General features: G+C 63.6%; 13 protein-coding genes. 2 read left to right on the top strand and 11 right to left on the bottom strand.

The annotated features are described in order from the left end of the window. Nucleotides 1–14 precede the first annotated feature (14 nt). The 7 genes from FEZ59_RS27355 to FEZ59_RS27325 form a co-directional block, all read right to left on the bottom strand. Complete coding sequence (locus FEZ59_RS27355) at nt 15–662, bottom strand: maleylpyruvate isomerase family mycothiol-dependent enzyme (RefSeq protein WP_020907123.1); 648 nt, start codon at nt 660–662, stop codon at nt 15–17. Then, entirely contained in the window at nt 607–1,356 is a 750-nt protein-coding gene (locus FEZ59_RS27350) for a sirohydrochlorin chelatase (protein WP_021343733.1), read from the bottom strand. Before FEZ59_RS27350 ends, FEZ59_RS27355 begins: the two co-directional genes overlap by 56 nt. Then, entirely contained in the window at nt 1,343–2,503 is a 1,161-nt protein-coding gene (locus tag FEZ59_RS27345; RefSeq protein ID WP_019747814.1) for a uroporphyrinogen-III synthase, read from the bottom strand. Before FEZ59_RS27345 ends, FEZ59_RS27350 begins: the two co-directional genes overlap by 14 nt. Beyond that, nucleotides 2,500–2,913, bottom strand: a complete 414-nt coding sequence (gene nirD / locus FEZ59_RS27340) for a nitrite reductase small subunit NirD (RefSeq protein ID WP_019747813.1) — start codon at nt 2,911–2,913, stop codon at nt 2,500–2,502. The genes FEZ59_RS27345 and nirD overlap by 4 nt, the downstream gene beginning before the upstream one ends. Before the next feature lie 90 nt (nt 2,914–3,003). Then, on the bottom strand, nt 3,004–5,505 hold the full coding sequence (gene nirB / locus FEZ59_RS27335; protein ID WP_134998776.1) for a nitrite reductase large subunit NirB: 2,502 nt from the start codon (nt 5,503–5,505) through the stop codon (nt 3,004–3,006). A 49-nt stretch (nt 5,506–5,554) separates the two neighbouring features. Continuing rightward, a complete protein-coding gene (locus FEZ59_RS27330; RefSeq protein ID WP_085989607.1) occupies nt 5,555–6,955 on the bottom strand; it encodes a nitrate/nitrite transporter in 1,401 nt (466 codons plus the stop codon). 113 nt (nt 6,956–7,068) lie between these two features. After that, entirely contained in the window at nt 7,069–8,331 is a 1,263-nt protein-coding gene (locus FEZ59_RS27325) for an MFS transporter (RefSeq protein WP_172933458.1), read from the bottom strand. Nucleotides 8,332–8,424: 93 nt separating this feature from the next. Between FEZ59_RS27325 and FEZ59_RS27320 the strand changes: the two genes are divergently transcribed. Further along, nucleotides 8,425–9,105: a FadR/GntR family transcriptional regulator gene (locus tag FEZ59_RS27320; protein WP_020907120.1), complete on the top strand. Its 681-nt coding sequence runs from the start codon at nt 8,425–8,427 to the stop codon at nt 9,103–9,105. Here FEZ59_RS27320 and FEZ59_RS27315 read toward each other — a convergent pair. Genes FEZ59_RS27315 through FEZ59_RS27305 form a run of 3 tightly spaced genes read right to left on the bottom strand, consistent with a single transcriptional unit; the run spans nt 9,102 to nt 12,283 of the window. Further along, nucleotides 9,102–9,956 carry a TIGR02569 family protein gene (locus FEZ59_RS27315; protein WP_007731227.1) on the bottom strand — a complete coding sequence of 285 codons (855 nt, stop codon included), beginning with the start codon at nt 9,954–9,956 and terminating at the stop codon, nt 9,102–9,104. The genes FEZ59_RS27320 and FEZ59_RS27315 overlap by 4 nt on opposite strands. Before the next feature lie 45 nt (nt 9,957–10,001). After that, nucleotides 10,002–11,189 (bottom strand): adenylyltransferase/sulfurtransferase MoeZ, encoded by a 1,188-nt coding sequence (moeZ, locus tag FEZ59_RS27310; RefSeq protein ID WP_172933457.1) that lies wholly within the window; start codon nt 11,187–11,189, stop codon nt 10,002–10,004. Nucleotides 11,190–11,236: 47 nt separating this feature from the next. After that, nucleotides 11,237–12,283 (bottom strand): DUF3152 domain-containing protein, encoded by a 1,047-nt coding sequence (locus tag FEZ59_RS27305; protein ID WP_153212496.1) that lies wholly within the window; start codon nt 12,281–12,283, stop codon nt 11,237–11,239. Between the two features lie 329 nt (nt 12,284–12,612). Between FEZ59_RS27305 and FEZ59_RS27300 the strand changes: the two genes are divergently transcribed. Further along, complete coding sequence (locus FEZ59_RS27300) at nt 12,613–13,284, top strand: TetR/AcrR family transcriptional regulator (protein WP_003942309.1); 672 nt, start codon at nt 12,613–12,615, stop codon at nt 13,282–13,284. A gap of 69 nt (nt 13,285–13,353) precedes the next feature. Here FEZ59_RS27300 and FEZ59_RS27295 read toward each other — a convergent pair whose 3' ends face one another. Beyond that, nucleotides 13,354–13,584 carry a DUF3107 domain-containing protein gene (locus FEZ59_RS27295; RefSeq protein ID WP_003942312.1) on the bottom strand — a complete coding sequence of 77 codons (231 nt, stop codon included), beginning with the start codon at nt 13,582–13,584 and terminating at the stop codon, nt 13,354–13,356. Between the last annotated feature and the right edge of the window lie 47 nt (nt 13,585–13,631).

Here is a 13,631-nt window from a genome sequence, read left to right as displayed (position 1 = left end):
AGAAAGGCCGTGTCTCAGAAAGGCCAGGCCGGGAGGGTAGGCAGCCCCACCCTCGTCGGCCTCCCGACCAACCAGGCCAAGGTCTCCGCATCCGACAGCGAAGGAACACGTACACCCGGGACCGCTGTCTCCAGTGCGCCCAACTGACGGGCGAGAGTGAATTCCACGAACTCGGCAGGCCAGTCGTGGCAGGTGTAGCCGATGTCGAGGTCCATCAGGTGAATCTCGATCTCGTTCCAGCGCAGGATCGGCAGATCGAATGCCGTCACAGGTTTGCGCCACGGCACCGGCGTGTCCAGTCGATCTGCCTGGATCTCGCACAACGCGTCGACCAGTCTCGTTCCCGAGAAGCGGTAGTCGAGAGCCAACAACTCAGCCGGGCGATCTGCACCTTCCTCGATTGCAGCATTGCGCGCGTCCGGTCCCCCGGGATACATCTCCCCCGATTCGCCGCCCTGCACTCCGGCAACAAATCTGCCCAGCGCGTCGGCGTTGCGCGACATGTGCGTCACGACGTGTCCCCGGCTCCACCCGGGGAGCCCGGAGGGCTCCCGCGCCTGCTCTTCGGTCAGTCCGCCGATGAGAGCCTGTGCCTTGACGTCGGATTCACGAACTGCGGCGACCAGGTCGGCATACGTCGGCGTTACGGAGTGAGACGTCATGCAGCGATACTAGTTCCCTTCGCGCACTCTCATACCGATTCACGACAAGGTCCACCACTCCCGGATCGACGCCGAGCGGTTCGGTCACACCATCGGCTCCTGCAGCGTGCAATCTTTCGTGAAACAGTCCGTGTGCGAGGAGGTACGAGGCAACGAACACTCGCTTCGCGCCGCGAACGCGTGCTGCTGCAACGACATCGGCTACCTTCGGTTCCCCGGTCGCGATGTATCCGATGTCCACCCGGACCCCCGCCGCTTCGGCGAGCATCAGCGCAGCACGCTCGACGTCTCGCAGCGCCCGCGCATCGGAGGACCCGGCAGCAGCAAGCACTATCGCGTCGCCCGGATTCCACCCCGCTTCGGTCAAGCGTCGGAGCAGCACGCGCGCAAGCGCCGGATCGGGTCCGAGTGCGGGCGTCACAGTCACAGCCGAGTGCTCACTGATCGCCACTTCGCGTCGAACATCGGTGTGAACGTGGTAGCCGGACGCCAGGAAGGCCGGTACGAGAATCGCTCGCCCCGGAGTGTCCCGGAGGACTTCAGAAGGTGACGGACCGAGCACGTCGACAAAGGCAACGCGCGTGCGTCCGACACGCGTGCCGACGGCTTCGGCAAGGGCGGCAACCATTTCCACGCCACGTGGGCTACGCGTGCCGTGAGCTACCAGTACGAGTACATCGTCATCGCGTTGCATAGTCACCTGGATTCTGTACGTAGTCGCCGGGGTCGAGGGCAAGTCGATAGCCCCGCTTGACCACGGTCTGAACGGCTTTGGGCGCACCGAGGCACGCGCGCAATCGGGCGACGGCGGTCTCGACGGCATGGGTGTCGCCGCCGCCTCCGGGAAGAGATGCCAGAAGTTCGTCGCGGGAGACGACTCGACCGGGGCTGGCACCGAGAGTGCGGATCAACGACATCGCAGCCGGCGGCAATTGCTTCACTTCACCGTCCACGACGACGCAACCGCCGCGGATGCTGATTTCGTGTTCACCGGCTTGAATCTTGTTGGCTCGCTGCGGGAGTTCGTCGACGATGTGTCGCGCGAGCGCCCCGAGACGCGCCCGCGCCGGGGCTGTGGTCGGTACATTCAAGGCTTCGAGCGGCGCCGAGGTGACCGGGCCGACGCACATTGCCGCCACCGGACCCCGCATCGCGTCGAGTATGTCGCCGAGATCCCCGGTCTTGTCGGCGCGCATCAACATCGACGCAACGGCCGGTGCACTGGTGAAGCTGACGGCGTCGATTCCGGCTGAAGCGATGGCGTCGATCATCCGGTCGAGCAGCGTCGGGTCCTCCGGCGGTTCCCATCGATAGACAGGGACCGCGATGACCTCGGCGCCCGCGTCGCGCAGCACCTGACAGAAATCGGGAATCGGCTCCCATTCGGTAGTGGCGCCGTGCAGTTGAACGGCGATTCGTTTACCCGAGACACCTTCTGCAAGAAGATGTTCGAGCACTTCGGCGGAAGACTCGGATGCCGGAGACCATTCTTCACGAAGGTCGGCCGCACGGATTGCCCCTTTGGCCTTGGGTCCGCGCGCGAGCAGACGAGCCGAGCCCAACGCGGATCCGAGATTTTCCGCCTCACCCCACCCGTCGGCTGCTTCCAGCCAACCCCGGAATCCAATCCCGGTGGTGGCGACAACCACCTCGGGAGGATCCGAGATGATCTGCTGTGTCACCCTTTCGAGCTCGCGGTCGTCGGCGAGAGGGATGATCCGAATCGCCGGAGCGTGAACGACGTCCGCTCCCCGACGAGTCAGCAACGTCGCGAATTCCTCGGCGCGGCGTGAAGCGGTGATACCTACCGTGAATCCAGCCAGCGGCATGTCGTCACTCACGAGACTGCATCGGCGACAGTCGAGCGAACGCCTTGCATCTGAAGGCTGTGTACCTGAACGACGCCGGCCCACACGCGAACTCCGTATACCGGCAGCGCGACCGCGGAGTCGTCCAGCGCTCGGCCGTCGACCAGCGAGAACGCCTGCTTGAGCAGCGGCGAGACCACGATCGGTTCACCGTCCCGGTCGCCGACGAGTCCGCGTGACATCACCGCGGCGCGGCCGTACGGATCGAAGTTGCTGACAGCCCGCAGTGTGCCGTCCTCTAGCAGGAACAGCGCCACCTGCTCGCCGCCGCGAAGAAGCACGGCGACCCCGCGTCCAGGGATCAGATGGCTCAGCGGGCAGGCCGACGTCCATTCGAGTCGATCCGAATCCAGCTTGGCGATCTGCGCATCGATGACACTCATCGAAGTCCTCCTGTCGATCCGGCGACAACGTCGCGCGGGTTCTTGTCTACGTTTCTACGGACCCCGTGTTTCCCACGGGTTACGCGACTATTACCGGCGCGTAGGGATGCTCGGCATACCCATCAGGACTGGAACCTTGCGCACTCCGGTCTCGTCGAACACAACCGTCGGGTCGGCTTCTTCCGGTGCGTTGACGAACGAGACGAACCTCGACAGCTTCTCCGGATCACCCAGCACACCAGCCCATTCGTCCTGGTAGCCCTCGACGTGTTTGGCCATCAGAGCCTCGAGTTCTTCGCCGATTCCCAGGCTGTCTTCACAAATAACGGCCTTGAGGTGATCGAGTCCGCCTTCGAGTGATTCGACCCACGGCGCCGTGCGCTGGAGGCGATCGGCGGTGCGGATGTAGAACATGAGGTAGCGGTCGATGTACTTGACCAAGGTTGCGTCGTCGAGGCCTCCGGCAAGCAGTTGAGCGTGTTTGGGCGACTGTCCGCCGTTGCCGCCCACATACAGATTCCAACCGTTCTCCGTCGCGATGACGCCGACGTCCTTGCCACGCGCTTCGGCGCATTCACGAGCACATCCCGAGACGCCGAACTTGATCTTGTGCGGCGAACGCAGGCCGCGGTAGCGGTTCTCGAGGTCGACGGCCATTCCTACCGAGTCCTGAACGCCGTAGCGGCACCAGCTCGAACCGACGCAGCTCTTGACCGTCCGCAGGGACTTGCCGTACGCCTGACCCGATTCCATCCCGGCGTCGACGAGACGCTTCCAGATCGCGGGCAACTGTTCGACACGAGCCCCGAACAAGTCGATGCGCTGACCGCCGGTCACCTTCGTGTACAAGCCGAAGTCACGCGCCACCTCACCGATGACGATGAGCTGCTCACCCGTGACCTCGCCGCCAGGCATACGAGGTACCACGGAGTACGTACCGTTCTTCTGGATGTTCGCGAGGAAGTGATCGTTGGTGTCCTGCAACGAAGCCTGCTGGCGGTGCAGGATGTGATCGGAGTCCGTCGATGCCAGAATCGAAGCGACTACGGGCTTGCAGATGTCGCAACCGGCGCCCTTGCCGTACTTGGCGATCAGCGCCGAGAAGGTTCTGGTCTGCGTCGACTGCACGATCTGGAACAACTCGGCCCGCGATTGCGCAAAATGCTCGCACAGTGCCTTCGACATCACGACGCCGGAATCGGCCAGCAGCTGCTTCACAGTGGGAAGGCAACCGCCACAGGTGGTTCCGGCGCTGGTGCACGCCTTCACCGAAGCAATGTCGCATGCGCCGGCCGCGATTGCGCCGCAGATGGCTCCCTTGGTCACCGCGTTGCACGAGCACACCTCGGCATCGTCGGGCAGCGAGCCTGCACCCGGCTTCTCCCCCGCAGGCGAGATCAATGTCGCCGGGTCACCGGGTAGTTCGCGACCGACCAGCGGGCGCAGTGACGCGTAGGCCGACGCGTCACCGACAAGAATGCCGCCGAGCAGGATCTTCGCGTCATCGGAGACCACGAGCTTCGCGTACGTCCCCTTGGACGCGTCGCTGAGGACAACTTCGAGAGCTCCCGGTGAGGTCGCCATCGCGTCACCGAAACTGGCGACGTCGACGCCCATGAGCTTGAGCTTGGTGGACATGTCGGCGCCCGGGAAATCCGCGGCGCCGCCGAGCAGACGATCGGCCACGATCTCGGCCGTCGTGTAGCCGGGAGCAACCAGACCGTAGCAACGGCCTTCCACCGCAGCACATTCTCCGACGGCATAGATGTTCTCGTCCGAAGTCACGCAGCCGAGGTCGGTCAGGATGCCGCCGCGCTCCCCCACTGCGATGCCGGCGTCGCGGGCCAGCTGATCACGCGGACGAACTCCGGCGGAGAAGACGAGCAGCGACGCGTCGATGGTGGAGCCGTCGGATAGTTCGACCACAATTCCGTTGTCGGCCTGCGAGATTCCCGCCGTCCCGACTCCGGTGTGAACGGTGAGACCGAGTTCGGTGACGAGGCGAGCGAGTAGTGCGCCGCCGCCCTCGTCGACCTGCATCGGCATCAATCGCGCATTGTGTTCGACGACGTGTGCCGTCATTCCCATGAGCGAGAGAGCATTTGCGGCCTCGAGTCCGAGAAGACCGCCGCCCACCACGATGCCGACAGCGCCAGGACCCGCCTTCTCGGCGGCGGCCCGGATACCGTCGAGGTCGTCGAGGGTGCGGTAGACAAAACATCCGTCGCCGTCGTGCCCCGGTACGGGAGGCACGAACGGATACGAACCGGTCGCCATCACCAGAGCGTCGTAGGAGATCGTCTCGCCGGTTGTCGTCGTGACCGTGCGTGCATCTTTGTCGATCGAGAGCGCGCCTTCCCCCACTCGGAGATCGACCAGGCTGTCGCCGACGTAATCGTTACCGGCCAGTGCCAATTCCTTGGGGTCCCACGCTCCGACGTACGAGGACAGCCCGACTCGGTCGTACGCTGCGTACTGCTCGTCGCAGAGTACGGTCACCGACCAGTTGTTCGCTTCGTCGCGCGAACGCAGTGCCTCGACGAATCGGTGTCCGACCATTCCGTGTCCGATGACAACAACCGACTTGCTCATGACGCCTACTTCCTGAGGTACGAGATAGTTCTGAGATTCCGCGGACCGCTCACGCCGTGACTGCGACTTTCGCCTCGTCGACGTCTGTGGTCAGCGTCGACGGCTTGCGCAGGAAGACGAACCAGGTGACTGCGATGCAGGCGATGTAGAAGGCCAGGAACACCCAGAAGGCCATGGTCGCCGACTTCGCGGGGCTGCTGTACGACGCGCGCAGCACCAGGTTGATGCCGACGCCGCCCAAACCGCCTACCGCACCGGCAAATCCGATGAGAGCACCGGAGATACTGCGCGACCACGTTGCCTTCTCGCTTCGATCCATGTGGTCGAAGCTCTGAGCCTTCGCCTCGAAGATCGCCGGGATCATCTTGTAAACGGATCCGTTTCCGATGCCGGAGAGCAGGAACAGGGCGATGAATCCGAGAACGAAGGTCACCATGATTCCGGCGCTGGCGACGCCCGCGGTGTTGTCGTCCATCGTTCCGGCCGTCACGAGAATCGATGCTGCGAATGCCATGGCGACAAACGTCCACATGGTGATCTTGCCGCCGCCGATCCGGTCGGCCAGTTTGCCGCCGAGGGGGCGAGCGATCGAACCGAGGAGAGGACCGATGAAGGCGATCTGTGCTGCATGCAGCGCGGCCGCGGCCGGAGTGGCACCGCCGGCGAGGAAGTTGATCTGCAGAACCTGACCGAAGGCGAAGCTGAATCCGATGAAGGAACCGAACGTACCGATGTACAGGAAGCTGATCACCCACGACTCGGAGAACTTGAGTGCCTTGGCCATCGAGCGCAGGTCCGACTTCTGGTTGCCCAGGTTGTCCATGAACAGCGCGGCACCGACGGCAGCGGCGGCAATGAACACGAGATAGACAGCGCACACGATCCACGGAGCACGGTTACCGACGGTGGCGATCACCAGCAGACCGATCAGCTGGATCATCGGTACACCGATGTTGCCGCCGCCGGCATTGAGACCGAGCGCCCACCCCTTGAGGCGTTGCGGGTAGAAGGCATTGATGTTGGTCATCGACGACGCGAAGTTGCCGCCGCCGATACCTGCAGTGGCCGCTACCAACATGAACGTGGTGTACGACGCACCCGGGTTCATCATCAGGTAGAGCGTGAGAAGTGTTGGTACGAAGAGGAACAGCGCACTCATGACGGTCCAGTTACGACCGCCGAACCGTGCGGTGGCAACCGTGTATGGAATGCGGAGGACCGACCCGACAAGTGTGGGCACTGCGACGAGGAAGAACTTTCCGGCCGCGTCGATGCCGTAGATATCCGTCGGCATGAACAACACCATCACGGACCAGATCGACCAGATCGAGAAGCCGACGTGTTCGGCTACCACTGACCAGATCAGGTTCCGCTTCGCGATGTCCTTGCCGCCGGATTCCCAGGCGTCGACGTCCTCTGCATCCCAATGCTCGATGTAATGACTCACCAGGGCCTCCTGAATATGTTGGAGACCCAAAGGTAGAAAACGGTTATTGCGCCGGTGCTGCGTGCGATGACCGCGAAGTCAATTGATCCTCACCCGGTAACAAGACCGGGTGTGAGCTAGTTTTTCGCAGGTGCGTGCCAGGAATCCTCGAGCATCCGAGGCTTGCATGCCTGGTAGGCGCCCAGGAGCACCACGATCACCGCGACGACGAGCAGGCCGAACGGCGCAGCGTATCCACCGGACACGTCGTGGAAAACGCCGAACAGGAGCGGACCGAGGCAGGCAACGGAGTAGCCGATGCCCTGGGTGAAGCCGGACAGTGCCGAGGAACCGATGTGCGAACGAGTACGCAGGTTGATCAGCGTGAGCGACATCGGGAACGTGCTCGGACCGAGGCCCAGGACGACAACCCACACGATCGGCGCCGCCATCGGGGCAAAGTACAGCCCGCCCATGCCGACCAGGTAGCAGATGGCACACGCGATCACGACAGGGAAGGGATTGGCCATGCGGGCGCACAGGGTCGGCGCACCGAACGCCGCGACGAGCCCGATCACCGAGAACATTCCGACCATCGTTCCGCCGAACGCATCACTGGCTCCGGCGTCACGAAGGATCGAGGGAATCCACGTGAACATCGAATACGTGATCAGTGAGGTCATGCCGAACATGCCGGCCATCCCCCAGGCCACGGGAGAACGCCAGACCTGACCGCGTGGCTGTTCTGCCACTGCCGCAACCGAATCCGATGCATTCTCGACGGACCCGGCTTCGTTCGCGCGAGCTTTGCGCGAGCGAGCGAGGGTGATCAACCACGGCACTGCTGCGGCGAAGCCGAAGGCGGACCACCAGCCGATCGAGAACCGCCACCCGAAGGCGTCGGCGACCGGGACTGCGACGAACGCCGGAACGATGGTGCCGATCTGCACGGCCACGATGTAGACCGAACTCATGGTGGCGAGGCGATCCGAGAAGTACCGCTTGACCAACGGCGGGATCACGACATTGCCGATTCCCATGCCTGCCAGTGCCAGAGCTGAGAGGGCCAGCAACGACCATGTCTGAGACATCATGGCGCGCAACAGCATTCCGACGCCGGCCATGAGCATCGCAACGAGGGCCGTTCGCTCGAGCCCGATACGTTTCGCGATGGCGGGAGTGATGAGACCGAAGATGGCGAACATTGCGGTCGGAACCATGCCGAAGACACCGACGATCGAGGCGGAGAAGCCGATCTCGTCGCGAATCTCGGCCGCCAAGGGCGAGAACGAGGTCACCGCAAGTCGAAGTACGAGCGCAGACATCGCAATCGCAGCGAAGACGAGCACACGGCCTTGTATCAACGAGCGGGTTTCGGTTCTCTCCAGTTGAGCAGTCACCGGGAAATCATAGGATGACCGGACGAACTCGCACAAGCGCGGTAATCTAACGTCACATTCACACCACTTACCCGGACCCGAGGAAACAACCACGTGCAACCCGTTCGACGCGCAAGTCTCATCTCGCAGGTCACCGAACAACTCCGCAACGAGATCCGGAGCGGAACCTGGCCGATCGGTTCCAAAATCCCCACCGAACCGGAACTGTCGGAGCTGACCGGGACCGGTCGCAATACCGTGCGCGAGGCGGTCCAGGCGCTCGTTCACGCCGGAATGCTGGAACGTCGTCAGGGATCGGGCACCTACGTCGTTGCTGTCTCCGACCTCGGTGGCACTCTCGGCAACTACTTTGCCGGCGCCCACCAGCGAGATGTACTCGAACTTCGGCGCGCACTCGACATCACCGCGGCCACCCTCGCCGCCGCACGGCGAACCGAAGACGACATCGCCGAACTGACGCGACTACTCGAGCTTCGCACCGCGTCATGGGAGGGTCAGGACATCGACGCTGCCACCACCGCGGACGTCGCCCTGCACCGAGCAATCGTCGCGGCCAGCCACAACGAGGTCTACCTGGAGTTCTACGACTCCCTGCTCCCCGTCATCGAGACCACGATCCAACAGCACATCGATGCAACCGGCGAAGGATTCCACTCGCAGCACGCAAACCTCGTCAACGCTGTCGTCGACGGGAACACCGTGGCCGCCTCGAACGCCGCACGCGAGCTGTTCGAGGGCCTGGTCTCGGACTTCGGTACCGGCGCCCCGATCTAGAGCAGCAAGCGCACGATGTCGGAAGTACGGGCCAACCCCGGGAACGCGTCCGCCGTCGAGCGGGGATGCAGAACATGAACTGCCAGGCGGAACATCACCGCACGTAGAAGCATCTGCGGCCACTCGGGGAGATCTTCCCACCGGCCGACCAGTGCCTCGTCTGCCCCGCCCCACGAGATCGCGTCGACCACAGCGACGGCAGCGGCCCACGCAGCCGGTCGCCAATACGGCGTGATGTCGGTGATTCCGGGGGCCATACTGCCCGAGAACAGCACCGTCCCGAACAGATCGCCGTGCACGAGCTGGTCCGGGCTCTGCACCGGCTTCCGCAAAGTAGCGAGCCCGGCAATCAGTTCCAGACTTTTGCGACCGTCCGGAGTGGGCGTCTCGAGTTGCTCGACGCCCTTCGCGATCCTCAGCGGAACCGTTTCCCATGCCGCGCGATCAGCGGCGACGAATACGTCGACCTCGGCCCACGGCGGCACCGGCGGTTGTGCAAGGAAGCGCGGGCGCTCGAGCGAGGCCGTCGCCGCATGCAGTCGGCAGGACATCGAGACCACTTCGTCGTGACGTGGTTCCGGCGATCCGACGATGAATGTGTCGGCGCGCCAGCCCGAGACGACGTAACGACCGTCAGTCGAACGCACCGGTCGAGCCAGCCGAACGCCGTCGACTTCGAGGTTCTCTCGCACCTTCGCCGACCACGCTGCGCGGGCATGATCCGCGACTGCTGAAAGGACAACGTCTCCACACAGCCACCCGCCGTCCCAATCCGCACCGAGTGGGATGGGATCGACTTCACGGAGGCCGAAGGTGGAGCACACGTGCTGGGGAGGTTGGCCTGTGCTCACACCCCAACGCTACCGGTGCGCGGCGCCGCCTCCCGCGAGGCGCGCCTAGTAGACCGGCAGACTCGCATCCACCTGGTTCGCCCAGGCGATCGCGCCGCCTTGAACATGAACTGCGTCGGAGAAACCGGCGTTCTTGAGAAAGGCCAGTGCCTCGGCGGAACGAATGCCGGTTTTGCAGTACAGGACTATCTGCTTGTTCTGCGGCAACGTCGCCAGAGCTTCACCGGAAAGGATGCGGTCCTTCGGGATCAGCACCGCCCCCGGCAGATGCATGATGTCCCATTCAACCGGTTCTCGTACGTCTACCAGCTCGATCGATCGTCCCTCGCCGATCATGGCCTCCAGCTCCGGCGCCGTGATCGTCGAGCCGACAGCAGCAGCGCTCGCCTCTTCGGACACGACACCGCAGAACGCGTCGTAGTCGATCAGGGCGGTGACCGGCACGCGGGTCGGATCACGCTGAAGGCGGATCGTCCGGAACGTCATCGCAAGAGCGTCGTAGATCATCAGGCGCCCGAGAAGCGGTTCGCCGATCCCTGTGATGAGCTTGACCGCCTCGGTCGCCATGATCGAACCGACGGTCGCAGGCAGGACTCCGAGAACACCGCCCTCGGCGCACGAGGGGACCATGCCGGGCGGCGGCGCCTCCGGGTAAAGATCGCGATAATTCAGTCCCGCGCCGTCCGGGGCGTCTTCCCAGAAGACCGAGACCTGCCCTTCGAAGCGGTAGATCGAGCCCCACACGTACGGCTTTCCGGCGATGACGGCGGCATCGTTGACGAGGTACCGCGTCGCGAAGTTGTCCGTACCGTCCAGGATCAGGTCGTACTCCGAGAACAGGTCGACCGCGTTGGAGTTGTCCAGGCGGAATTCGTGCAACCGGACGTCGACGTGCTCGTTTATCTCGAGAATCGACTCCTTCGCGCTGACCGCCTTCGGGCGTCCGACGTCGGAGCGTCCGTGAATCACCTGACGCTGCAGGTTCGACATGTCGACCTCGTCGAACTCGACGATCCCGATGGTGCCCACTCCTGCGGCCGCGAGATAGAGCAGTGCAGGCGAACCCAATCCACCGGCGCCGATGAACAGGACTCGCGCATTCTTGAGCCGCTTCTGGCCGGTCATGCCCACGTTCGGGATGATCAGGTGCCGGCTGTATCTGGCAACTTCCTCCCGACTCAACTCGGCTGCCGGCTCCACCAGTGGTGGCAATACGACGGGTGTTGCAGACACCGCGAAACACTCCTAGTTCAAGACGAGATCAGGGATTCTCGATCCGGTCACGCTCGGGGGTACGGCCACGGATTGAAGCGGCACGTGAGTCCGTTCATCGGAACGACGCCCTCGGGATCAAGCCTAGCGATGTCGTTGTTCGCGGTTCCGAAGGTCTGCTGCATCATGATCGGTGCGAGTCCGCCTTCGGTCTCGCACGGCTGATGAGCGGCGTATCCGATGGCATGGCCGACCTCGTGATTGATCTGATACTGCCGATACGAGCCGATGTCACCCTGGAACGAAATGGCGCCTCGCACCCATCGCGGTTCGTTGAGCAGGACTCGGTCCATGCTCGGGTTGTAGCAGGATCCTTCGAGTTCGATCTCGTATCCGCAGCCTTCACGGATAGTCATCTGCGAGGTCAAGGAGATCCGGAAGTCCGGCTCGCCCGCGTCGACGCGCCGGAACGCGACCTTGGGATCATTGGTCCAACTCTTCGGATTTGCCAGCGTCTGATCGACCATGCGTCCGTACGATTCGTCACCGCCGAAACCGGTCGTGTCGACGCCGTCCTCGATCTCGACCGTGTACGTGAACTCGCGTTCGGTTCCCTGTCCGACCTTGCCCGTCGTACCCGGTACGACGTGCCACGTTCCGCCGCCCGCGACGGTGAACGGACCACCGTCGGGGAGAGCGCCGGACGGTATCGACGACGCAAAGGTTCCGTCTCCGGCCGGCGGCGCACCGATGACGTCGGTTCCGTCGGTGCTGTGTGCGAGGTCGGCAGTGGCCGACGTCTTGCTCGCGGTGTCTGTGGCGTCCGGACGTACTGCGTCGACGATCACAAGGATGGTGAGCACCACGAGAACCGGAATCGCGTAGGCCCGCCAACCGTAGGTCGAGACGAAGCGCCCGAGCTTGCTCTGCTTTCGCGCTGCCCGGTCGGGCCGCGGATTACGCGGGGTTCGGCCCACTTCTCGTTTGGTCGGATCCCACTGGGCACGCAAGGGCTGATGGGAGGAAATGCCGCGATAGTCGCGTTCGCCGTAGGCACGATCATCCGGCACCTCTGGCCGACGTTCGTCGCGGGGCGCTCCAGTTCCGCTACGCATTCGACGTTCCTCACGTTCAGGGTTCTGCGTAGTTCGTCCACGCATGCGCGGTCCCCCTGGGTCAGTCACGTCGTCCAGAATCTCACACACGGCAAGTCACTCGCCCGGGCTGACCGAAACATGCTGGTCCTGGCGTGTCATGGCAACCCGTCCTGTAACGAGAAAGACCGCTGGTCTCGCTCACCGAGGCACGCGCGACTCGCCCGGGCGACACACGGTATCGTTCATTCGGCTACGACCGGTGTGACGGAGGATACTGGCGGGTACGCACACGCGACTCGCGGATCCGCGCGCCGACCGAATTTACTTTTGCTCAGATTGGAAGCGACATGACAGAACTCGCGGATCGGACAGACTCCGATCGCGGTACAACGGCTGGCAAGCCTGCCGGAACACGTCGCAGCACCCGACTCCCCCGCGATGCGCGCCGCCTCCAGCTCCTCGCAGCTGCAAGTGAGGTATTCGTCGCGAACGGGTACCACTCGGCCGGTATGGACGAGATCGCCGAGTGTGCCGGTGTCAGCAAGCCAGTCCTGTACCAACACTTTCCAGGCAAGCTCGAACTGTATGTCGCAGTCCTGCAGAGTTATGTCGACAGCCTCATCTCGGGTGTACGCCAAGCCCTGCGATCGACGACGGACAACAAACAGCGTGTCCGCGCCGCAGTCCAGGCGTTCTTCGACTTCGTCGACAACGACTCGCAGGGCTTCCGCCTGGTGTTCGAGTCCGACATCATGGGCGAACCTCAGGTCCAGACACGCGTCGAACAAGCCACCGAAGCCTGCGTCGACGCCGTGTTCGACCTGGTCAGTCAGGATTCCGGACTCGATCCGTACCGCGCGCGCATTCTTGCCGTCGGTCTGGTCGGTGCCAGCCAGTTCACTGCGCGGTACTGGCTCGAAGCCGCGCGGCCGATCCCCAAGGAAGAGGCCGTGGAAATCACCGTGACACTGGCGTGGGGCGGTCTCTCACACGTGCCGCTGCAGGCCGAAACCAAGTAACCGGAACCCGAACGAGAATGGGCGGGCAGTCTCACGACTGCCCGCCCATTCTGCTGTTACAGCTACGCGTCAGACGGTAGGCGCGAATCCGACCTTGCGGATATCGGACGGACCGATCTCCACGTACGCCACACGAGAAGCCTGCACCAGGAACTTGCGGCCCTTGTCGTCGACGAGAGCCAGAACCGGCTCGCGGCCACCGAGGACAGCCGCGACCAGTGTCTCGACCTCGTCAGGGGTCTGTTCGCTGTTGACGATGAGCTCACGCGGGCTGTCGATTACACCGATCTTGACCTCCACGGTCAACCTCCGAACTGTTCGTGAATTACATCCGTTGTCGACGCAAG

It is taken from the genome of Rhodococcus sp. MS13, from assembly GCF_013277835.1.
GTDB classification, from domain to species: Bacteria; Actinomycetota; Actinomycetes; order Mycobacteriales; family Mycobacteriaceae; genus Rhodococcus_F; species Rhodococcus_F erythropolis.
The sequence above is the reverse complement of the archived record's forward strand: the minus strand, read 5'-3'. Positions and strand labels throughout refer to the sequence as shown.